Origin of the sequence: Pseudomonas sp. Fl5BN2 (genome assembly GCF_009908205.1) — a bacterium.
Lineage (GTDB): Bacteria > Pseudomonadota > Gammaproteobacteria > Pseudomonadales > Pseudomonadaceae > Aquipseudomonas.
Genome location: NZ_JAAARL010000043.1, coordinates 1 through 22,091, shown reverse-complemented (window position 1 = coordinate 22,091; position 22,091 = coordinate 1). Strand labels below are relative to the sequence as shown.

Here is a 22,091-nt window from a genome sequence, read left to right as displayed (position 1 = left end):
CATCTCCACGACCAAGCGAATGGCTTCAGCCTTTTCTTCAGCGGTAACGACCCGAAATCCCATGATGCTTCCTTAGGTTGAAACTCCTACAGAGTGGTCCAGGAACATTGAGCCACAACAGCTTGCCAGCGAAGAGGCCCGCAAGAGCTGCGCACAACCCAAGCCCCCTTCGCAAACAGAGGACCCCTGCAGGGAGCACCAGGCAAGGGCTGCAAAAAAACACGGAAATTTCCGACTAATTGGCCAAATCAGGTTTTCCCCGTTAGTCGCCGACCCCTGCTATGGATTAAAGTAGCGCACCCAGCCCCGACGTTATTTCAACGCCCGGGGCGCACCCTCTCCAGGAACAGTCATCGATGGAACATCGTGAAGCGCTTTTGGCGCTGCGAACCTTTCTTTCAACGCAGATTCTCGGCCAGGAAAAACTCATCGAGCGCTTGCTCATCGCCCTGCTCGCCGACGGCCACATGCTGGTCGAGGGCGCTCCAGGCCTGGCCAAGACCAAGGCCATCAAAGAGTTGGCCGAAGGCATTGAAGCGCAATTCCATCGAATTCAGTTCACCCCCGACCTGTTGCCAGCCGACATCACCGGCACCGAGATCTATCGTCCGGAAACCGGCAGCTTCGTGTTCCAGCAAGGCCCGATTTTCCACAACCTGGTGCTGGCGGACGAGATCAACCGCGCCCCAGCCAAGGTCCAGTCGGCACTCCTCGAAGCCATGGCCGAACGCCAGGTCAGTGTCGGCCGCAGCACCTATGAACTGTCGCCACTGTTCCTGGTGATGGCGACCCAGAACCCGATCGAGCAGGAAGGCACCTACCCGCTGCCCGAAGCCCAGCTCGACCGGTTCCTGATGCACGTGAAGATCGGTTTCCCGGACGCCGCCGTCGAGCGGCGCATCCTCCAGCAGGCCCGGGGCGAAGCCCTGAACGGCGAAACCAAGCCTGAACGCCGGGTCAGCCAGCAGGCGATCTTCGCCGCACGCAAGGAAATCCTCGGCCTGTACATGGCCGACGCGGTGGAGGAATACCTGGTACAGCTGGTGATGGCGACCCGTACTCCGGGCAAGTTCGATGCGGAAATGGCCGAGTGGATCGCCTACGGTGCCAGCCCCCGCGGTTCCATCGCCCTGGACCGTTGCGCGCGCGCCCACGCCTGGCTCGCCGGCCGCGACTTCGTCAGCCCGGAAGACATCCAGGCGGTGCTGTTCGACGTACTGCGCCACCGCATCATTCTGTCCTTCGAGGCTGAAGCGGCAGGCATCGACCAGGACCGTGTGGTACAGCGCATCCTCGACGTCGTTGCCGTCGCCTGACCTGCATGACTCAAGCCAGCGCCGAACCCGGCATCCGCATTACCCTCGGCGAGCTGATCGAGATGCGCCATCGCGTGCGCGAGGTGCAGCTGTTCTCCACCCCGAGCCAGCGCAGCCCGCTGATCGGCCTGCACCATTCCAAGCTGCGCGGACGCGGTGTGGACTTCGACCAGGTGCGGGTCTACCAGGCCGGCGACGACGTGCGCACCATCGACTGGCGCGTTACCGCACGGACCCAGGAACCCCACACCAAGCTGTTCCACGAGGAACGCGAGCGGCCGATCTTCATCATGGTGGAACAGAGCCGCCAGCTGTTCTTCGGCTCCGGGCTGATGTTCAAGTCGGTACTCGCGGCCCAGGCCGCGAGCCTGATCGGCTGGGCCGCCCTGGGCCACAACGACCGGGTCGGCGGCCTGGTCTACGGCGACGACGAGCACTACGAGATCAAGCCCCGGCGCAGCAAGCAGAGCCTGTTGCAATTGCTCAACCGCCTGGTGCGGGTCAACCAGTCGCTGCACGCTGAAGCCCAACCGCAGCGCGATGCCCTGGGCACCGCGCTGATGCGTGGCCGTGAGGTGTTGCGCCCTGGCAGCCTGGTGATCGTGATCTGTGACGAACGCGCCCTGAGCGACGCCGCCGAACAGCAACTGAGCCTGCTGTCACGGCATTGCGATTTGCTGCTGATGCCGCTGTCCGACCCCCTGGACCATGCCCTGCCCGCTGCCGGATTGTTGCGTTTTGCCGAGCGCGGCGCACAGCTGGAACTGGACACCCTGAACTACGAACTGCGCCAGGCCTATCGCGCCCAGAGCGAAGCGCGGATCGCCCGCTGGGAACGCCTGGCGCAGAAACTGCGGGTGCTGCTGATGCCCCTGAGCACCCAGAGCGAGATGGTCGAGCAGTTGCGCGAGTACCTCAACCCGCAACGTCCAGGAACCGGCCGATGAGCACCCTGGAGCAACTGCAACCCCTGCTGCCGCCCCCCGAGATCGGCCTGTGGCCACCGGCCCCGGGCTGGTGGCTGCTGGCGGTGCTGCTGCCATTGCTGGGGCTGGCGATCTGGCGCTGGCGCCATCTGTGGCCACGCAAGGCGCCCCAGGCCCGCAGTGAACAGCCCCTGGACCCAGTACGCCTGGCCGCCCTGGCGGAACTGGCACTGCTGCCCAAGCCTTATGACGGTGCGCCCGCCGGGGCCTGGCTGCAGGCCCTCAATGCCCTGCTCAAACGCCTGTGCCGCAACCATTACCCCTACAGCCAGAGCCACACGCTCAATGGCCGCAAGTGGCTGGCATTTCTTGATAACCGCTGCCCCGCCGCCGGCCTGACCCGCTGGATGGTGCTGGTGGAGGGCGCCTACAAACCCGAGTGCAAGCTCGACGACAAAGCCATCGCCGGCCTGACCCAGGCGGTGGACACCTGGATTCGCAAGCATGTTTGAGTTCGCCTGGCCGTGGATCTTCGCCCTGTTGCCGCTGCCCTGGCTGCTGCGCCTGGTGCTGCCGGTGGCCGACAGCGGCGAGCCGGCGCTGAAGGTGAGTTTTCTCAGTGAGCTGGAAACTCTGTCCAAGCGCCGGGCCCGGGCCCACCTGCCGACCTGGCGCCAGCAGGCACGCTTCATCCTGCTCTGGGTGCTGCTGTTGTTGGCCGCGGCGCGCCCGCAATGGCTGGGGGAACCGCTGCCGGTGGCCGCCAGTGGCCGCGACCTGTTGGTAGCGGTGGACGTGTCCGGTTCCATGGATTTTCCCGACATGCAGTGGCAGGACGAGGACGTCAGCCGCCTGAGCCTGGTCAAGCACCTGCTGGGGGATTTTCTCGAGCACCGCGAAGGCGACCGGGTCGGCCTGATCCTGTTCGGCAGCAAGGCTTACTTGCAAGCGCCGCTGACCTTCGACCGGCATACGGTGCGGGTCTGGCTCGATGAAGCAAAGATCGGCATTGCCGGCAAGAACACCGCCATCGGCGACGCCATCGGCCTGGCGCTGAAACGCCTGCGCCAACGTCCGGCGCAGAGCCGGGTGCTGATCCTGGTCACCGACGGCGCCAACAACGGTGGCGAGATCGCACCGATTACCGCCGCGCGCCTGGCCGCCGAGGAAGGGGTAAAGATCTACCCCATCGGCATTGGCGCCGACCCGGAACAAAGCGCCACCCTCGGGGTGCTGGGGCTCAACCCTAGCCTGGACCTGGACGAGCCGGCCCTCATGGAACTGGCGCAAGTGACCGGCGGCCGCTATTTCCGTGCCCGCGACGGCCAGGAATTGCAGGCGATCAAGGACACCCTCGACCAGCTCGAACCCGTGGCCCAGCAACCGACCCAAGCGCGCCCGGCCCAGGCCCTGTACCACTGGCCCCTGGCTACGGCATTGCTGCTCAGCATGCTGCTGGTGCTGCGCGAACGCTGGCCGGACAACCCGCTGCAACGTTTCTTTACCCAGTCACCTTTTCTACAACCGAGCCATGATTGGCGGCAGCGGCTCAAGCGCCTGCGCCTGCGGAGACGTCGATGATCAGTCTCTGGCCCCATTGGTTTCGACCCTGGTGGTTGCTGCTGCTGCCGCTGCTGGCGCTGCTGCTGTGGCAACTCTGGCACCGGCAGAAACGCGCCGGCCGCTGGCAGATGATCCTGCCGCCGGCCTTTCATGCCGCGCTGCTCAGCGGTGGCAATGGCCGCGAAAGCAAGCTGCCCTGGGTGGCCCTGGGCCTGGCCTGGCTGCTGGCCGTGCTGGCCCTGCTGGGACCCAGCTGGCAGCGGGTGGAGCAGACCAGCCAGAAACCCGCCGACCCGCTGGTGGTGCTGCTGGAACTGACCCCGCAGATGCTCGCCAACGACGTGCCGCCCAATCGCCTGGAGCAGGCCCGGCACAAGTTGCTCGACCTGCTGGCCCTGCGCAGCGACGCACAGACCGCGATCGTGGTCTACGCCGGCAGCGCCCATACCCTGGTGCCGCTGTCCGATGACCTGGCCACCAGCCGCAACCTGTTGGACGCCCTCAAGCCGTCGATCATGCCCCAGCCCGGACAACGCGCCGACCTGGCCCTGCTCAAGGCCCTCAAGCTGCTGGACCAGGGCGCCCTGGGCCAGGGCCGGGTGCTGCTGATCGCCAGCGCCCTCAGCGAACAGGAACGCCTGGGCATCCGCCAGGCCCTGAACGGCGACGCACCGCAATTGCTGATGCTGGGTATCGGCAGCCGCGACGGCGCCCCTGTCACCCAGGAAGACGGCAGCTACCTCAAGGACGACCAGGGCGCGATCCTGGTATCGCGCCTGGACAGCCCCGACCTCAAGCAGTTCATCGGCGAGGTCGGCGGCCGCTATCGCCAGGCCCGCCTGGATGACAGCGACCTGCGCGGCCTGGGCCTGCTGGCCGGCCCCCAGGGCGTGCGCAACGACGGCCAGACCCTGCGCCTGGATACCTGGGCCGACCAGGGTTACTGGTTGCTGCTGCCGCTGTTGTTACTGGCGGCCTGCGCCGGGCGCCGGGGCTGGCTGTTCTGCCTGCCGCTGCTGCTGTTCGCCGTGCCGCAAGCCAGCTACGCCCTGGACTTCAATGACCTGTGGCTGCGTCCCGACCAGCAGGGCCAGCGCCTGCTGGAGCAGCAGCGGCCGGCGCAAGCCGCGCGGCATTTCCAGGACCCGCAATGGCAAGGCGTGGCCTTGTATGAAGCGGGCAACTACAATGCCGCCGCCGAGCGTTTTGCTGAAGGCAACGACGCTCGCGCCCACTACAATCGCGGCAATGCCCTGGCCCGCGCCGGCGAACTGGAAGCCGCCATCGACGCCTACGAGCAGGCACTGGAACGCCAGCCGGACCTGCAACCGGCGCTGTACAACAAGGCCCTGGTGGAAAGCCTGTTGCAACAGCAGCAAGCGGTCGAGCCGCCGCCCGTGCAAAAACCGGAAAACCCCGACAGCGACGACAACCAGCGCCCCGGGCCCAGCGGCGCCGCCACCGAACCACCACCCGGCAGCGAAACACCGGGCAGCCCCGTCGAAACGCCCCCGGACGAAGGTGCGACGCCGCCGCAGGACACGCAGAACACTGGCCACAGCGAGGTGCCCGGCAGTGAGCTGGATGACCAGCACACCACCACCCCGCTACGCCCGGCACAGGACAGCCTGGACACTGAACACCAGCAGGCGCTGGAACAATGGCTGCGCAAGATCCCGGACGATCCGGGAGAATTGCTGAGGCGTAAATTCTGGTACGAACAGCAAACCCATCAGGATCAGGGAAAAACTCGATGACCCGCTGCACCGCCCTTCTGCTTGCCCTCGCACTCTGGACCTCGCAGTCCCAGGCTGCCGGGCTGCTCGCCAGCCTGGATCGCAGCCAGGTGAACTCCGGGGAAACCGTCGAGCTGACCCTGGAGTCCACCGACGTCACCCAGTTTGGCAAGCCCGACCTGGCGCCCCTGGAGGCGCAGTTCGAAGTCCGCGGTACACGCCAGGTCAACCAGCTCAACAGTCTGGGCGACAGCCACGCCAGCACCCGCTGGATCATCACGCTGCTGCCCCGCCACACCGGTACCCTGGAAATTGCCCCGTTGCAACTGGGCAACCTGCAAAGCCAGGCCCTGAGCCTGCAGGTCAACGCCAGCCCGCTGCAGGATCAGGCCGCGCGCCTGGCGCCGGTGTTCATCGACGCCGAACTCGACCAGCCCAAGGTCTACGTCCAGGCCCAGGCCCTGCTGACCCTGCACATCTACCACTCGGTGCCGTTGTTCGATGACAGCAACCTCAGCCCGCTGGTACTGAGCGATGCCCGGGTCGAGCAACTGGGGGAACCGCGCACCTACGAGAAGCTCATCAACGGCGTGCGCCACGGGGTGATCGAGATGCGCTACGCCCTGTATCCCCAGCGCAGCGGTCCGTTGCAGATCCCGGCACTGACCTTCAGTGCCACCCTGGCCAACCCGGGCAATGGCCAGCCGGCCAGCCCCCAGGCGCCCAAGGCCAGCAAGCTGATCCACGTCAGTTCCACCGAACTGACCTTGCAGGTGCTGGCCAAGCCCGCCGCCTACCCGGCCGATGCGCCCTGGCTGCCGGCCCGCAGCCTGAGCCTGAGTGAAAGCTGGAGCCCCGAGCCGGATCGCCCCCAGGTGGGCGACTCGCTGACTCGCAGCCTGATCCTGCGCGCCGAGGGCCTGTCCAGCGCGCAACTGCCGCCACTGCCCCTGACCGAGATCGCCGGCCTGCGCAGCTACCCGGACCAGCCGCAACTGAGCAACCAACCGGTCGAACATGGCCTGCTGGGGGTACGTGAAGACCGCCAGGCCCTGGTGCCGACACGCACTGGCAACATCGAACTGCCGGCGCTGGAAGTGACCTGGTGGAACACTCAGCAAGACCGCCTGGAAAGCACCAGCCTGCCGGCGCGAACCCTGCAAGTGGCAAACAACCCGAGCCTGGTGGTGGACACCCCGGCCGGCACGCCCCAGGCCAGTGTCGACAACGATGCGCTGTGGCCCTGGCAACTGAGCACCCTGCTGCTGGCCTGCAGCACCCTGCTGGGCTTTGGCCTGTGGTGGCGCGCGCGCTCGCGACCGGCAGTGCTGCGTGCAGCGCAGACCGGCCCCAGCCCGCGCTCGCTGCTGGACGACCTCAAGCGCGCCTGCCAGGCCAACGACCCCCAGGCCACCCGCCAGGCCCTGGACGCCTGGGCCCGCCAGCAGCCGGAAACCCTGGCCGAGATGGCGGCGCGCTTCGTGCCGTTGTCCGATGCCCTGGACGGTCTCAACGGCGCCCTCTACAGCGAAACCGGCCAGTACTGGCAAGGTGAGGAACTGTGGCGGGTGATCCGTGCCATTCCCATCAATGAACGGGTCCAGGACCCGGTGGCGGACACCACCAGCCTGCCGCCGCTGTACCCCAAGTAACCCGCCTTCCGCCCATCCCCCTCCCGCGTAGGAGCCGGCTTGCCGGCGAAGGCGATCTTGCGGGCCTCTTCGCTGGCGAGCCGGCTCCTACAGCGCGTGCCCCCACATTCAGCAGTGGCGACAGTGCACCAGAACGCAAAAAGCCCTGCACCTGGCGACAAGCCAGGTGCCGCGCCCTGCGCGTAGCTTAAGGCCGTGGGCCCGGTATTCGCCGCGCCCCACCCCGAGAACAACAAGAACTCAGGTGAGCCATGAGCACAGTAGATCCGATCACCCTCGCCGTGGTGCGAGGGGCGCTGGAAACCGCGCAGCGAGAAATGACCCTGACCCTGGAGAAAACCGGCCGCTCCAGCGTCTTCAACCTGGCCCACGACTACTCCAACGCGTTGTTCGACCACCTGCCGGAAATGGTCCTCCAGGGCCAGGACATCCCGATCCACCTCGGCTCGCTGATCCCGGCGATGAAGTGCGTGGCCGGGTTCTTCGGCAACGACATCCGCGCAGGCGATGTGATCTATCACAACGACCCGGCCTACCAGGGCAGCCACATCCTCGACTGCTGCATGTACAAGCCGGTGTTCTATCAGGGCGAACTGGTGTTCTGGGCGGTGTGCAAGGGCCACCTCACCGACATCGGCGGCCCGGTGCCCGCCGGCTACAACCCGGATGCCAAGGAAATCTATGCCGAGGGCCTGCGGATTCCACCGGTCAAGCTCTGGTCCGAGGGCCAGCGCCGGGAAGACGTGATCAACCTGCTGCTGACCAACATGCGTGCCCGGGCCTACCAGGAAGGCGACCTGAATGCCCAGTACGGTGCTTGCAGCGTCGGTGAGCGGCATCTGCTGGAACTGCTCGAACGCTACGGCGTGGCACAGGTACGCGCCTGCATCGATGAGCTCAAGGACATGGCCGACCGGCATATGCGCGCGCTGCTGCGTGAGGTGCCGGACGGCGTCTACCACGGCAGCGCGGTGCTGGAGGACGCAGGCCACGGCCTGGGCCAGTTGACCATCAACGCCGAGGTGCGGATCAGCGGCGACCAGGCCCATGTGCGAATCGACAGCCCGCCCCAGGTGCCCTATTTCATCAATTCCTACGCCGGCAACTCGGTATCCGGGGTGTACCTGGGGCTGATGATGTTCGCCCAGGTGCCGCCGCCCTATAACGAGGGCCTGTACCGCTGCATCAGCGTCGACCTCGGCGCCCCGGGCACCCTGTGCAACGCCAGCGAGCCCGCGCCCCACGTCAACAGCACCACCACGCCCATGGAAACCCTCGCCGACGCGGTGCGCCAGGCCCTGGAGCAGGCAGCACCGGAACGGGTCACCGCGTCCTGGGGCCACGCCAGCGGGATCAACATTGCCGGGCACGACCCGCGCAACGATAACGCCGAGTACGTGACCATGGTCCTGGCTTCGATCATCTCCGGGGCCGGGGCCAACCAGGCCATGGACGGCTGGCCGGCCTGCGGTCCGCTGTGCTGCTTCGGCGCGCTGATGTCCGGGGATATCGAGTTGCTGGAATACGCCTACCCGATCCTCATCCACCGCTACAGCCTGATCACCGACAGTGGCGGCGCCGGGCAGTTTCGCGGTGGCTCCGGCACCTGCATCGAGATCGAACCGCTGCAGCACCCGATGACCGTGGTCGGCTTCGGCGAAGGCCGGCAACTGCCCACCGCCGGTGCTGCAGGTGCACGCAACGGCTTGCTGGCGCCCAAGCTCGGGCGGCTGATCCACCGCCGCGCCGATGGCCAGGAACAGACCTACCAGCACAACGCGTAACTGACCGCGCACCCCGGGGAACGGGTGATCAACTTCAACCCCGGCGGCGGCGGTTATGGCGATCCGTTCCAGCGGCCGCCGCCGCGAGTCGCCGAAGACCTGCGCAACGGCCTGATTTCCGCGCAGGGTGCGCGCCTGGACTACGGCGTGGCATTCGACGCCGCAGACCAACTCGACCACGACGCCACCCGCGCCCTGCGCGCCCGCCCCTGAACCCGAGCCCACGGAGCCTTACTCATGAGCAAGCAACACTATCGCCTGGGCATCGACGCCGGCGGCACCTTCACCGACTTCATCCTCGCCGACCAGAACGGCAACGTGCAGTTGTTCAAGGCCCCCTCGACCCCGCAGGACGGCACCCTGGCCATCCGCAACGGCCTGGCGCAGATCGCCGACGCCATCGGCCGCAGCCCGGCGCAGATCATTGGCGACTGCGACCTGTGCATCAACGGCACCACCGTCGCCCTCAACGCGCTGATCGAGAAAACCGGGGTCAAGGTCGGACTGCTGTGCACCGACGGCCATGAAGACAGCCTGGAGATCCGCCTCGGGCACAAGGAGGACGGCCACCGCTACGATGCCAGCTACCCGCCGGCGCACATGCTGGTGCCGCGCCACCTGCGCCGGCCCATCGGCGGGCGCATGCTCAGCGACGGCCGCGAACACGCGCCCCTCGACGAAGCGGCGATCCAGCGCGCCATCGATTACTTTCGCCAACAGCAGGTCCAGGCGGTGGCGATTTCCTTCGTCTGGTCGGTGCGCAACCCGGCCCACGAACAACGTGCGGCGCAGCTGGTGCGCGCGGCCCTGCCAGAGGTGTTCGTCTGCACCGGCAATGAAGTGTTCCCGCAGATCCGCGAGTACACCCGCACCTCCAGCACCGTGGTCAACGCCTACCTGAGCCCGGTGATGGGCCGCTACATCGAACGCATCGACAGCCTGTTCGAGGAGCTTGGTGCGCAGCAGCCGACCCGCTACTTCCAGTCCAACGGCGGTTTGGCCCCCGGGGCGGTCATGCGTGAGCGGGCGGTCAACGCGATCAACTCCGGCCCCGCCTCGGCGCCCCAGGCCGGCTTGTGCGTGGCCCGGCCGTTCGGTATCGACAATGTGATCACCGTGGACATGGGCGGCACCTCCTTCGACATCACCCTGAGCCAGGGCGGGCGCACCAACTTCAGCAAGGACAGTGATTTTCTGCGCTACCGCATCGGCGTGCCGATGATCCAGGTGGAAACCCTGGGTGCCGGCGGCGGCTCCATTGCCTACCTCGACCCCTTCGGCATGCTCCAGGTCGGCCCACGCAGCGCCGGGGCCAACCCCGGGCCGGTGTGCTACGGCAAGGGTGGCAGCGAACCGACGGTGACCGATGCCAACCTGGCGCTGGGCTACCTGGCGGACGGTGCGCTGCTGGGCGGCAGCATCCGCCTGCAGCGCCAGGCCGCCCTGGAGGCGATCCGCAGCAAGATCGCCGAGCCCCTGGGGATCAGCGTCGAGCGTGCGGCCCTGGGGATCATCACCCTGGTCAACCTGAACATGGTCAGCGGCATCCGCCGGGTGTCGGTGGAGCGTGGCTACGACCCGCGCCAGTTCGCCCTGATCGGCGCCGGCGGCGCGGCGGGCATGCACGTGATCCGCCTGGCCGAGGAGATCGGCAGCCAGGTGGTGCTGATCCCCAAGGTCGCCTCGGGGTTGTGCGCCTACGGGCAGATTCTCTCGGACATCCGCTACGACCAACTGACCACCCTGCCCATGCGCCTGGACGATGCGCATGTGGACCTGACGCTGCTCAACCAGACCCTGGCGAAGTTGCGCGAGCAGGGCCTGGAAAACCTGCGCCAGGACGGTTTCAGCAACGGCAACCGGATCGATACCCAATACAACCTGGAGATCCGCTACTTGGGGCAGATCCACGAATGCAGCGTCGAACTGGCCAGCAGCAGCCTGGATCAGGTCGGCCTCGTCACCTTGCGCGAGGCCTTCCATACCCGGCACAAGGCGTTGTTTTCCTACAGCGAGCCGCAGAGCCCGATCGAGCTGGTGAACCTTGAATGCTCGGTGATCGCCCGGCTGCAGCATCCGCCGATGCCAGAGTTGCCGGTTCCCCAGCAACGGCAGGCGGCGACGCCGCGGGAACAGCGGCCGATGCTGTTCAACGACGCCAGCGGCTGGCAACCGACGCCGGTGTACCACGGCGAGCAGTTACCGGCCGGGCAAACGCTGCAAGGCCCCTGCGTGATCGAGGAAGCCACCACCAACATCGTCGTGCCGCCGGGTTGGCAAGCCACCCTGGCGCCGTCGGCCTGCTACCGGCTGACGCCTGTCGATTGACCCTCCCGGGCTTTTGCCCAAAGATGCTCCACCCCAGGCACCGTGGCTGACCACCCGGTGCCGTCCTGGCTATAAAAAACACAACAGGCAGGCGTGATCATGGTTCAGCAGCTTTCCACCCGCTCTTGGTCCGACAGCCAGTGCCAGCCGCGCTGGGCCGAGGCCATTGGCAACGCCTACTTTCCCCTGTCCCTGGAGTTCGGCACCGACAGCCGCTTCCAGGGCAACCTGCAGATCTGGGAAACCCCCAGCAGCGCCCTCGCCCTGTCCCGCCTGCGCTCCAGTCGGCTGGGTTACTCACGGAGCAAGGCACAGGTCAGCAACGATGCCCAGGCCTGCTATCTGGTGACCATTCCCCGGCGCCACGAGGTGCTGTTCGAGCAGGACGGCCGCGAACTGCAGTGCCGGCCCGGCAGCTTCATCTTCGAACGGGGCGATGCGCCCTACCGCTTCCGCTACGCCAGCGACAACGACCTGTGGGTGTTCAAGCTGCCGGAACAGGCCCTGCACGGCCAGTTGCGCGGGGCCAAACGCTACACCCGCTTCTGCTTCGATGCCCGGCGCGGCCTGGGACGGATCTTCGCCGACCAGTTGGCGATGTGCGCCGCCCGCTTTGATGAATGCGCCCCGGCGGCGCGGCACATGCTGCTGGAGCAGGCGCTGTCGACCCTGCTGCTGACCCTGCGCCAGGATGAGCGGGTCCTGAACAGTGAAACCTCGAACCTCGCGGCCCTGCACCTGCAACGCATCGAAGCCTATGTAGAACAGCACCTGGGCGCAGCAGAACTGGCACCCAGGCAGGTTGCCGAAGCCTGCGGCATTTCCTTGCGCTACCTGCACAAGCTCTTCGCCGACCACCCCTGCAGCCTTGGCGAATGGATTCGCCAGCAACGCCTGGCGGCAGTGCACCGGCAATTGCGCGACCCGCACTGCCGCCTGTCCATCGGCGAACTGGCCTCACGCTGGGGCTTCAGCGACCAGGCGCAGTTCGCCCGGCATTTCCGCCGGTATTACGGCTGCACCGCCAGCGAAATGCGCAACGGCCGGGGCTGAACGCCAACCGACGAGCGCTGCGTCTCAGGCCCCTGCAGGCCCGGCAGTGGCAATGCCAGGCTGGCGTGCCGGGGTGACCCGGATGCATTTGCCACAGCGCCAGGCATGAAGTCGTATTTGCCAGTAAACTCCGTACCCTTTCGCCGCTGTCATCCTGTGTGCGGCCAAGCCCTTTTCATGCGGAGTTTGCCTTGCGTCTGTTTCACACCTCCGACTGGCACCTGGGCCAGAACCTCCACGGCCAGGAACGCGACTTCGAACACGCCTGCTTTCTCGAGTGGCTACTGCGCCAGCTAAAACACGAGCAGCCGGATGTGCTGCTGATCGCCGGCGACATCTTCGACACCGTCAACCCGCCAGTCAAAGCCCAGGAACGGCTGTATGACTTCATCGTCAGCGCCCACGAGCAACAGCCGGCCCTGACCATCGTGATGATCGCCGGCAACCACGACTCCGGCTCGCGCATCGAACTGCCCGCGCCGCTGATGCGCCGCTTGCGCACCCATGCCCTGGGCCGGGTGCTGTGGCTGGATGACGGCCAGCTGGACGCCGAGCGCCTGCTGCTGCCGCTGCCCGATGCCAGCGGCGCGATTGCCGGCTGGTGCCTGGCGCTGCCGTTCCTGCGGCCGGCAGAGGTCACCGGCGCGCAACTGGGCGACGACTACCTCAAGGGCATCGCCCAGGTCCATGAATGGCTGATCGCCGCCGCCAACGCCAAGCGCCAGCCGGGCCAGGCGTTGGTAGCGATAAGCCATGCGCACATGGCCGGCGGCTCGATTTCCGAAGATTCCGAGCGCAGCCTGATCATCGGCAACGCCGAGGCCCTGCCCGCCAGCCTGTTCAGCGCGGACGTCAGCTACGTGGCCCTGGGGCACCTGCACAAGCCGCAGAAGGTCAATGGCGAGGAGCGCATCCGCTACAGCGGCTCGCCGATCCCGCTGTCGTTTTCCGAGATCAACTATCAGCACCAGATCCTCGATGTGCGCCTGGACGGTGAAACCCTGGTCAGTGTGGAACCGCGACTGATTCCCCGGGCCGTCAACCTGCAACGCGTGGGCCCGGCCCCCTTGGGCGAGATTCTCACGCAACTTGGCGAGCTGCCGGACATCGACCTGCTGGCCGAGGAGCAGCGCCAGCCCTGGCTGGAGGTGCGGATACGCCTGGACGAGCCGCAGCCGGACCTGCGCCAGCAAGTGGAAAGTGTTCTGCAAGGCAAGGCCGTGCGCCTGGTGCGGATCGCCGCCGAATACGCCGGTAACGGCAGTCGCGATGGCGAGGACAGCGGCACCGAGCTGATCGAACTGGATCAGCTGAGTCCCGAAGAACTGTTCCGCCGGGCCTGGCGCGACAGCTACGCCAGCGAGGTGGACGAAGCCACCCTCAAGGACTTCGCCCTGCTGTTGCAGGACGTTCAACAAGAAGGGGAACAGCCATGAAGATCCTGGCCATCCGCCTGAAGAACCTGGCCTCCCTGGCCGGCCCCTTCGAGATCGACTTCACTGCCGAGCCCCTGGCCAGTGCCGGGTTGTTCGCCATCACCGGGCCCACCGGCGCCGGCAAGAGCACCCTGCTCGATGCCTTGTGCCTGGCGCTGTTCGGCGCGGTGCCGCGGCTGAACAACATCGGCCGGGAAACCAAGGTCCCGGAAATCGACAGTGAGATCCTTACCAGTGACCCGCGCACCCTGCTGCGCCGGGGCACCGGCAGCGGTTACGCCGAGGTGGATTTCGTCGGCATCGACGGCCGCCGCTACCGCGCGCGCTGGGAAGCCAACCGCGCCCGGGACAAGGCCAACGGCAAACTGCAGGCCAGCCGGCAGAACCTCAGCGACCTGGACAGCGAGCAGTTGCTGAGCAACCAGAGCAAGAGCGAATACAAGCAACTGATCGAAGCGCGCCTGGGCCTCAACTTCGAGCAGTTCACCCGCGCGGTGATGCTGGCCCAGAGCGAGTTCAGCGCGTTCCTCAAGGCCGATGACAAAGAACGCAGCGAACTGCTGGAGAAGCTCACCAACACCTCGATCTATAGCCAGCTGGGGCGCCGCGCCTACAGCAAGAGCAAGGAAGCCGAGGACGTTCACAAGGAGCTCAAGGCCCAGGCCAGCGGCATCATGCCCCTGGAGCCCGAGGCCCGGGCCGAGCTGGACCAACACTTCAGCGAGGCCCAGCAACAGCTCAAAGGCCAGCAGGCGCAGCTCAAGCAACTTGAGGCGCAGCACAGCTGGCTCAAGGAACTGCGCCAGTGGCAGGAGGCGCAGCAGAGTGCCGCCGAACAGCTACAAGAGGCCGAGCAACAGGCGCAAGCCCTGGCCCCGGAGCGCCTGCGCCTGCAACGCCTGGAACAACTCGCGCCACAGCGTCACCAGTTCCTGCGTCAGGCTGAACTGGAGCAATCGGTTGCGCCGTTGCGCCAGCAGATCCAACAGCAAGCGCACCAGCAAACCGAACTCCAGCAACGCCAGGAGCCACTGCAACAGCAACTGCTGGACGCCGGCAGCGCCTTGACCCAGGCCCAGGACCAGCACCGCGACAGCGTCCCGCTGCTGCGCGAAGCCTTTGCCGAACAGGGCAACCTGACCCGCCTGGCGCAGAGCCTGGCCCTGGCCAGCGAACAGCGTGAGCGTGCCGAACACGCCAGCGCCCAAGGCCAGCAAGGCATCCAGGAACTGCAGGAGAAGCAGCGCCTGGTGGCCGAGCGCCTGGAGCAGATTGCCGGGCAACTGCAGCACAGCGCCGCCCTCGCCCCCTTGAGCGAGGCCTGGAACGCCTACCGTGAACGCCTGCAGCAACTGATGCTGGTCGGCAACCGGCTGAACCAGGGCCAGGCCGAACTGCCGGGCCTGGAACAACGCGCCAACGCCGCCGCCGAACAATTGAGCGAACAGCGCGCGCACCTGGAACTGCTCTACAGCGAAGCCGGTGCCGAACCCCAGGCCGTAGCCGAACAGATCGAACTGCTGGGCACACTGCTCCAGGACAACCGCAAGCAACAGCGCGCGGTCGAGGAACTGCTACGGCTGTGGACCCAGCAACAGGAGCTGGAACAGCGCAGCCAGGCCCTACAGGACAAACAACGGACGGCCGCGACCCAGCGCGAGGAACTGAACAAGGTCGGCCTGCACGCCAAGGCCGAGCTGGCACTGGCCGAACAGACCCTGAGCGTCACCCAGGCGCTGCTGGAGCGTCAGCGGCTGGCCCGCAGTGCCAGTGTCGAGGAACTGCGCGAGCAGTTGCAGGACGATCAACCGTGCCCGGTGTGCGGCAGTGTCGAGCACCCCTATCACCAGCCCGAAGCGCTGCTGCAGAGCCTGGGTCGCCACGACCAGGACGAAGAAGCCAACGCCCGCAAGGCGGTGGACAGCCTCAAGGAACAACTCAACGAACTGCGGGCCCAGGTACAGGGCCTGATCGCCCAACAGAAGGAGTTCCTTCAGCAGCAGGAGCAACTGGCCAGTCAGCAGCAGGCCCTGGCACCGAGCCTGCAAGCCCACCCGCTGAGCGCCAGCCTGCTGGACCAGGAGCCGCCCAAGCGCGATGCCTGGCTACGCCAGCAACTGGAGCAGTTGCAACAGAGCATCGGCCAGGACGAAAGCCGCCAGGGCGCCCTGCTGACCCTGCAAAAGGACGCTGCGCGCCTTCAGCAGCAGTTGCAGCAGGCAGTTGAAAGCAGCCAACAAGCAACCCAGCACCTGCAACAACAGCAGCAACAACTGAGCGCCGACCGCCAGCGCCTGGACGAGGAACTGGCCAGCTTCAGCCAGCTGTTGCCCGGCACGCTGCTCGACGGCCTGCGCGCCGACCCGGCCACCACCTTCATGCAACTGGACCAGCAGGTGCTGCAACGCATCGAACAGCTGCAAGCACATCAGGACGAGGCCGAAGAACAACAGCAACGCCAACAGCTGCTGGAGAAAGAGCAGGACCGCCAGCTCACCCGCCAGCAGCAGCTGACGGACGCCCAGCAGCAATTCAGCACCCTGAGCGAACAACAGCAGGCCTGCCAGGCGACACTCAGCAAACTCCTGGGCCCCCACTCCAGCGCCGAGCGCTGGCAGCAACAGCTCGATCAAGCCGTGGAGCAAGCCCGCAACGCCCAGGCCACGGCCCAGCAGCAACTGCAAGCCCTGCATCAGCAACTGATCCAACTGAGCGTCGAGCTCAAGTCCCGGGAAGAACGCCTGCAAGCCCTGGAAGGCGAACTGCAGCAACTGGCCGACAGCATCGAACAATGGCGTGCGCGACACCCGGAACTGGATGACGCCGGCCTGCAGCAACTGCTGGAGCTGGACGAGCCGCAGATCCAAGAACTGCGCCAACGCCTGCAGTCCAACGACAAGGCCATCGAGCAAGCCAAGGTGCTATTGCAGGAGCGCCAGCAGCGCCTGGAACAGCATCAGGCCCAGCACAACGGCAACCTTGCGGCCGAGCAACTGACCCAGGCCCTCGCAGACCTGCAGCAGCACGCTCTGGCCAGCGAGCAGCAGGTAGCGGAACTGCGGGCCCGGCAAAGCGAGGACCAGCGTCGCCAAGAGGCCAACCAGGCCCTGGGCCAGCGCATCAGCGACGCCTACGGCGAATGGCAGCGCTGGGCGCGGCTCAACGCCCTGATCGGCTCGGCCACCGGCGATACCTTCCGCAAGATCGCCCAGGCCTACAACCTCGACCTGCTGGTGCACCACGCCAACGCCCAGCTGCGCCAATTGGTGCGGCGCTACCGGCTCAAGCGCGGCGGCAGCATGCTCGGCCTGCTGGTGCTGGACACCGAGATGGGCGATGAACTGCGCTCGGTGCATTCATTGTCCGGCGGTGAAACCTTCCTGGTGTCCCTGGCCCTGGCCTTGGGGCTGGCGTCCATGGCGTCGAGCACGCTGAAGATCGAATCGCTGTTCATCGATGAAGGTTTTGGCAGCCTCGACCCCGAGTCCCTGCAACTGGCCATGGACGCCCTCGACGGCCTGCAGGCCCAGGGGCGCAAGGTGGCGGTGATTTCCCATGTGCAGGAAATGCACGAACGGATTCCGGTGCAGATCCAGGTCAGCCGTCAGGGCAATGGCCTGAGCACCCTGGAGGTGAAATGAGCCTGATCGAAACGCCGCTGGCGACTCTTTACTCGTTCCGGCGCTGCCCCTACGCCATGCGCGCCCGCCTGGCTTTGTGCTATGCCCAAGTGCCGGTGCGGATCGTCGAAGTCAGCCTCAAGGCCAAGCCGCCAGAGATGCTGGCGCTGTCCGCCAAGGGCACGGTGCCGGTGCTGGATATCGATGGGAGGGTGATCGATGAGAGCCTGGAGATCATGTACTGGGCGCTGGAGCAGCATGATCCGCAGAACTGGCGGCTCAGCGGCGCCCCTGAAGCCCAGGCGCAGATGGCGGCCTTGATTGCCGAGAATGACCAGGTGTTCAAGGTGCACCTCAATCGCTACAAGTACGCCGAGCGTTATCCCGAAGCGCCCATGGCGCATTACCGGAGCCAGGGCGAGGTATTTCTCGCTCGATTGGATGGCCTGCTGCAAGAGCGGCGCTATCTGCTGGCCGAACATCCGAGCTTGGCGGACATGGCGTTGCTGCCATTTGTTCGGCAGTTTGCTCACGTGGATCGGCAGTGGTTTGCGCAGACGCCCTATTGCGCCTTGCAGGGGTGGTTGCGGGAGTGGCTTGAGTCCGAGTTGTTTGGGCGGGTGATGGTTAAGGCTTCTTCTCCAGTTTTGCAGCCTTGAGCACCCGCTCTGCTGAAACAGCCCTTCAACGTTCCAACGACGACGGGACAAATCAGCAATGTGCTGAGCACTGATACTGTCCGGCAAATTGCTCCAGAGCCACATCACCGAATCGCCCGAATCAGTAGGTGTTTGCCGGCTCGGCTCAACTCACCGCCAACAGTGGCCGCCTTGCAATTCGATGATGTGTTCGCGCACTGCTGCGCCTTCAATCAACACCGGCTCTTGCCAATCACCTTCCTGGCCCCGTTGTGGATGGTGGACCTGCTGTCGAACTGTTGGGCCGAGGCTTACAAATCATCTATCCAGTCACCCTTGGGTTTCAGGCTGGCCACGAATTCTTCGATTGCGTAATCGTCGTTCTCAAATTTCGCCAATGAAGTGGCTGCCGGTTTGCTTGCGGGCGCGGGTTGCTTAGTGTCAGTGCTGGCGGTTTGTGGCATCAGGTTGACGCCGAACCTATTGTCGAGCGGTTTTTTTCCCGGTGTCGGTGAGGTGACCGCAATGATCGTTGCCTGGTCCTTGCGACGCAGGGGCATGACCACGCTGGTGTCGGCGTTCTGGTAACTGGCCATGGTGGCCAAGGCAATGCCGACGAAGGGCGAAGCTGCGCCGGTATCGCCCAGGCGTTGGGTCAGGTCGTAGCTTTCACGGGAGTCCAGCAGGTCCAGGGCGCTATGGGCAATGGTGAGGGCCGGCATCAGTTCGGCCAGTGGCACGCTGTTCAAACCGCCGTCGTAGAACAACCGGGCCGGTGCTGGGGCAATCCCGTCGATGGCTTTTTTCCAACCTGCGGCCAGTTGCGCACTCAGAGCTTCGCGCTTGAGACGCTCGCCGTTGTCCGGGCGTTGCAGGGAAACGGTGACCGGGCGATGGATCTGGGCCAGCACCGGTAAAGCGTCCCATTGTTCGAAGGCGCGTTCGGTCCAGGGCTGGGGGATGAACTCGGAAGGTTGGAACTCCACGGCAGGTTTACGCCAACCCCAGCCGGTGAACTCGGGATCGATCTTGTTCTTGTTGACCTTGGTGAAGGGTGCGTAGTAGCGCAGCCATTCGACGCGCTCGGGGCGGCCGATGACCAGGGCGACCATTGAGTCGGTGAGTTCTCCTGATTTACGTGGTCCAGATCCTGCGCCGAGTGATTTCAAGGAAATATCCTTGCTCAATAATGCCCCAGCCATATTGATCCCTTCATTGGTGTACACCAAAAGTGCAGGGAGATCAGGGTTGCGCTCAAATACTTGAAATAGGGACTCCAATACATCCTCGGGAGTGTCATTACAGACTATTCCGTCTTGCAGATTACGAATCCGGTGCCAATGAAGTCCTGCAGGTGTTCGCATGTTATTGACCATGACAGACAAACTGCGCTGAGTTCTTTCAGGCGAGAAGCGAAGGTTCGGTGTTTTAGGGTTCCAACCTCGAACCACAGTGACGGTAGGAATCGGCCATTTCTCTAGAAAGTCCCTTAGCCCCAGCTCCAATGCATCTGTTTCCCGCTTGTCATAGGCCATGTCCTTGTCATCAGCGGTCTGAGGATACTTCTTCGGGTCCATGGGCAGGATACTTCCGACATGCAGTGACTCCGTTTGCTTCACACTCTGCTCTTGCAAAGCCTGCCAGGTCTGCCCCTGCCGAAATACATCCAGGCTCATGCCGATGCTGAGCACATCCAGGGTTTCCAATCGAGGCGAAGTGGTCGGAGCTCGGTAGCGGGTATCAGCTGACATATCAGAAGTCTTCTTGCCAAGAGGATAAGCAGCTACAGGCGTTGCCTGGCTGGCAAAGCAGCGAATAGGCGTGAGCGGATCTTCTGTGGCCAGAGTCACGCCACTGCTCAACAGCAAACCAGCCATGGACAAACAGGTGAATACCGAACGCATCACCGTTCTGCCTTGAGTGGTGGAGTCGCCGAATCGAATGCTATCCATGGCCATGTCTGTCCGTTTTTCCGTTTGTCCTGGGCGGACGGCATTTGCCGTCCGGGTGTTGGCGTGCTGGGGCCAAGGCTTACAAATCATCCATCCAGTCGCCCTTGGGTTTCAGGCTGGCCACGAACTCTTCGATTGCGTAATCGTCGTTCTCAAATTTCGCCAATGAAGGGGCTGCCGGTTTGCTTGCGGGCGCGGGTTGCTTAGTGTCAGTGCTGGCGGTTTGTGGCATCAGGTTGACGCCGAACCTGTTGTCGAGCGGTTTTTTTCCCGGTGTCGGTGAGGTGACCGCAATGATCGTTGCCTGGTCCTTGCGACGCAGGGGCATCACCACGCTGGTGTCGGCGTTCTGGTAACTGGCCATGGTGGCCAAGGCAATGCCGACGAAGGGCGAGGCTGCGCCGGTATCGCCCAGGCGCTGGGTCAGGTCGTAGCTTTCACGGGAGTCCAGCAGGTCCAGGGCGCTATGGGCAATGGTGAGCGCAGGCATCAGTTCGGCCAGTGGCACGCTGTTCAAACCGCCGTCGTAGAACAACCGGGCCGGTGCTGGGGTAATCCCGTCGATGGCTTTTTTCCAACCTGCGGCCAGTTGCGCACTCAGGGCTTCGCGCTTGAGACGTTCGCCGTTGTCCGGGCGTTGCAGGGAAACGGTGACCGGGCGGTGGATCTGGGCCAGCACCGGTAAAGCGTCCCATTGCTCAAGGGCGCGTTCGGTCCAGGGCTGGGGGATGAACTCTGAAGGTTGGAACTCCACGGCCGGTTTACGCCAACCCCAGCCGGTGAACTCGGGATCGATCTTGTTCTTGTTGATCTTGGTGAAGGGTGCGTAGTAACGCAGCCATTCGACGCGCTCGGGGCGGCCGATGACCAGGGCGACCATCGCATCAGTTAATTTGTCAGGTTGCCGTGGGCCCGAAACAGCCCCAAGTGACTTCAAGGAAACATCTCTGCTCGATAGAGCGCCAGCCATGCTAATGCCCTCATTTACATATACCAACAACGCAGGAAGATCGGGGCTACGCTCGAATATCTGGAACAGCGACTCCATCACCCCCTCGGGAGTGTCGTTGCAGACAATGCCGTCCTGTAAGTTACGAATACGATGCCAATGCAGCCCAGCAGGTGTTCGCATGTTATTGACCATGACAGACAAACTGCGCTGAGTTCTTTCAGGCGAGAAGCGAAGGTTCGGTGTTTTAGGGTTCCAACCTCGAACCACAGTGACGGTAGGAATCGGCCATTTTTCCAGAAAATCCCTTAGCCCCAGCTCCAATGCATCCGTTTCCCGTTTGTCGTAGGCCATATTCTTGTCATCGGCAGTCACCGGGTACTTCTTTGGATCCATGGGCAAGATACTGCCTACGTGCAGTGACTCCGTTTGCTTCGCACTCTGCTCTTGCAAAGCCTGCCAGGTCTGCCCCTGCCGAAATACATCCAGGCTTATGCCGATGCTGAGCACATCCAGAGTTTCCAAGCGAGGCGAAGTAGTGGGTGCACGGTAGCGAGTTTCAGCGGTCATAGTAGAAGCCTTCTTGGCCGAGGTATAAGCAGTCACGGGCGTGGCCGAACTGGCAAAGCAGCGAATGGATGTCAGTGAGGGTTCGGCGGCCTGAATCAGTGGGCTGGTCAGTAGCAAGCCGGAGAGAGACCAGTACCTAAGCATGCGGCGCATCAGACGGGCCCTCCAAAACGGACAGGGTTGCCCGCTCTGCGTTCCGCTAGAGACTGAGTAGCTACCAGGGAGGGCATTTTGTCCTTTACAGCAGCCGGCAATTCGCCATTCGTGCGATACGTTACTGTTGAGCCGATTAACTCGCGATTACTGCCCTCTTCTTTAAGATAGAGTGCCTCCACTTCCTCGTCTGGAAGGTCAGCATCAACACCTTCCTCGCTGTAGATTTCACCCCTAGTTCTCTCCCAATCCAACCGCCAATCCGCCACCCGACACAAATACGCATAAAACGTCACATCATCCACGCTCTCTCCCGCCCCAATCGCCACGTCATAGGCCAGCACTCGCCGGCTATGGTCAGGGTTGTTGGGAATCGCCGAGTGAAACGACAGTGCCTCTTCATGCTCCCCGTTCT

14 protein-coding genes and 1 pseudogene are annotated in these 22,091 nt (G+C 64.6%); 12 read left to right on the top strand and 3 right to left on the bottom strand.

The window, feature by feature from the left end; genetic code table 11:
- The first annotated feature begins 356 nt into the window (after positions 1–356).
- The 12 genes and pseudogenes from GV819_RS32225 to GV819_RS32170 all read left to right on the top strand — a co-directional run bounded on the left by GV819_RS32225 (position 357) and on the right by GV819_RS32170 (position 18,073).
- Positions 357–1,316: an AAA family ATPase gene (locus GV819_RS32225; protein ID WP_161760066.1), complete on the top strand. Its 960-nt coding sequence runs from the start codon at positions 357–359 to the stop codon at positions 1,314–1,316.
- 5 nt (positions 1,317–1,321) lie between these two features.
- Positions 1,322–2,263 (top strand): DUF58 domain-containing protein, encoded by a 942-nt coding sequence (locus GV819_RS32220; RefSeq protein ID WP_161760065.1) that lies wholly within the window; start codon positions 1,322–1,324, stop codon positions 2,261–2,263.
- Entirely contained in the window at positions 2,260–2,754 is a 495-nt protein-coding gene (locus GV819_RS32215) for a DUF4381 domain-containing protein (RefSeq protein WP_161760064.1), read from the top strand. Before GV819_RS32220 ends, GV819_RS32215 begins: the two co-directional genes overlap by 4 nt.
- On the top strand, positions 2,747–3,823 hold the full coding sequence (locus GV819_RS32210; protein WP_161760063.1) for a vWA domain-containing protein: 1,077 nt from the start codon (positions 2,747–2,749) through the stop codon (positions 3,821–3,823). Before GV819_RS32215 ends, GV819_RS32210 begins: the two co-directional genes overlap by 8 nt.
- Positions 3,820–5,562 carry a VWA domain-containing protein gene (locus GV819_RS32205; RefSeq protein ID WP_161760062.1) on the top strand — a complete coding sequence of 581 codons (1,743 nt, stop codon included), beginning with the start codon at positions 3,820–3,822 and terminating at the stop codon, positions 5,560–5,562. Before GV819_RS32210 ends, GV819_RS32205 begins: the two co-directional genes overlap by 4 nt.
- Complete coding sequence (locus tag GV819_RS32200; RefSeq protein ID WP_161760061.1) at positions 5,559–7,193, top strand: BatD family protein; 1,635 nt, start codon at positions 5,559–5,561, stop codon at positions 7,191–7,193. The genes GV819_RS32205 and GV819_RS32200 overlap by 4 nt, the downstream gene beginning before the upstream one ends.
- 251 nt (positions 7,194–7,444) lie before the next feature.
- Positions 7,445–9,190 (top strand): annotated as a pseudogene (capB, locus tag GV819_RS32195) (caprolactamase subunit beta).
- A 24-nt stretch (positions 9,191–9,214) separates the two neighbouring features.
- Positions 9,215–11,305 carry a caprolactamase subunit alpha gene (capA, locus tag GV819_RS32190; RefSeq protein WP_161760060.1) on the top strand — a complete coding sequence of 697 codons (2,091 nt, stop codon included), beginning with the start codon at positions 9,215–9,217 and terminating at the stop codon, positions 11,303–11,305.
- Positions 11,306–11,404: 99 nt separating this feature from the next.
- Positions 11,405–12,358, top strand: a complete 954-nt coding sequence (locus GV819_RS32185) for a helix-turn-helix domain-containing protein (protein ID WP_161760059.1) — start codon at positions 11,405–11,407, stop codon at positions 12,356–12,358.
- A 191-nt stretch (positions 12,359–12,549) separates the two neighbouring features.
- Positions 12,550–13,794 carry an exonuclease SbcCD subunit D C-terminal domain-containing protein gene (locus GV819_RS32180; protein ID WP_161760058.1) on the top strand — a complete coding sequence of 415 codons (1,245 nt, stop codon included), beginning with the start codon at positions 12,550–12,552 and terminating at the stop codon, positions 13,792–13,794.
- The gene (locus GV819_RS32175; protein ID WP_161760057.1) at positions 13,791–17,435 is read left to right on the top strand and encodes an AAA family ATPase; all 3,645 of its coding nucleotides are present in this window, start codon (positions 13,791–13,793) and stop codon (positions 17,433–17,435) included. Before GV819_RS32180 ends, GV819_RS32175 begins: the two co-directional genes overlap by 4 nt.
- On the top strand, positions 17,432–18,073 hold the full coding sequence (locus GV819_RS32170; RefSeq protein WP_161760056.1) for a glutathione S-transferase: 642 nt from the start codon (positions 17,432–17,434) through the stop codon (positions 18,071–18,073). The genes GV819_RS32175 and GV819_RS32170 overlap by 4 nt, the downstream gene beginning before the upstream one ends.
- A gap of 290 nt (positions 18,074–18,363) precedes the next feature.
- Here the strand turns inward: GV819_RS32170 and GV819_RS32165 are convergent, their stop codons facing one another.
- The 3 genes from GV819_RS32165 to GV819_RS32155 form a co-directional block, all read right to left on the bottom strand.
- On the bottom strand, positions 18,364–19,956 hold the full coding sequence (locus GV819_RS32165) for a type VI lipase adapter Tla3 domain-containing protein (RefSeq protein WP_306108866.1): 1,593 nt from the start codon (positions 19,954–19,956) through the stop codon (positions 18,364–18,366).
- Between the two features lie 127 nt (positions 19,957–20,083).
- Positions 20,084–21,676: a type VI lipase adapter Tla3 domain-containing protein gene (locus tag GV819_RS32160; RefSeq protein WP_306108865.1), complete on the bottom strand. Its 1,593-nt coding sequence runs from the start codon at positions 21,674–21,676 to the stop codon at positions 20,084–20,086.
- Positions 21,676–22,091, bottom strand: a 416-nt coding sequence (locus tag GV819_RS32155) for an effector protein Tle3 domain-containing protein (RefSeq protein WP_161760055.1), incomplete at its 5' end; no start/stop codon positions are given. The genes GV819_RS32160 and GV819_RS32155, both read right to left, overlap by 1 nt.

Coding starts and splice junctions, on each gene's coding strand:
- GV819_RS32175 (WP_161760057.1), top strand. CDS start 13,791: ATGAAGATCCTGGCCATCCGCCTGAAGAACCTGGCCTCCCTGGCCGGC.
- GV819_RS32160 (WP_306108865.1), bottom strand. CDS start 21,676: ATGCGCCGCATGCTTAGGTACTGGTCTCTCTCCGGCTTGCTACTGACC.
- GV819_RS32170 (WP_161760056.1), top strand. CDS start 17,432: ATGAGCCTGATCGAAACGCCGCTGGCGACTCTTTACTCGTTCCGGCGC.
- GV819_RS32225 (WP_161760066.1), top strand. CDS start 357: ATGGAACATCGTGAAGCGCTTTTGGCGCTGCGAACCTTTCTTTCAACG.
- GV819_RS32205 (WP_161760062.1), top strand. CDS start 3,820: ATGATCAGTCTCTGGCCCCATTGGTTTCGACCCTGGTGGTTGCTGCTG.
- capA (WP_161760060.1), top strand. CDS start 9,215: ATGAGCAAGCAACACTATCGCCTGGGCATCGACGCCGGCGGCACCTTC.
- GV819_RS32215 (WP_161760064.1), top strand. CDS start 2,260: ATGAGCACCCTGGAGCAACTGCAACCCCTGCTGCCGCCCCCCGAGATC.
- GV819_RS32220 (WP_161760065.1), top strand. CDS start 1,322: ATGACTCAAGCCAGCGCCGAACCCGGCATCCGCATTACCCTCGGCGAG.
- GV819_RS32210 (WP_161760063.1), top strand. CDS start 2,747: ATGTTTGAGTTCGCCTGGCCGTGGATCTTCGCCCTGTTGCCGCTGCCC.
- GV819_RS32185 (WP_161760059.1), top strand. CDS start 11,405: ATGGTTCAGCAGCTTTCCACCCGCTCTTGGTCCGACAGCCAGTGCCAG.
- GV819_RS32165 (WP_306108866.1), bottom strand. CDS start 19,956: ATGCGTTCGGTATTCACCTGTTTGTCCATGGCTGGTTTGCTGTTGAGC.
- GV819_RS32200 (WP_161760061.1), top strand. CDS start 5,559: ATGACCCGCTGCACCGCCCTTCTGCTTGCCCTCGCACTCTGGACCTCG.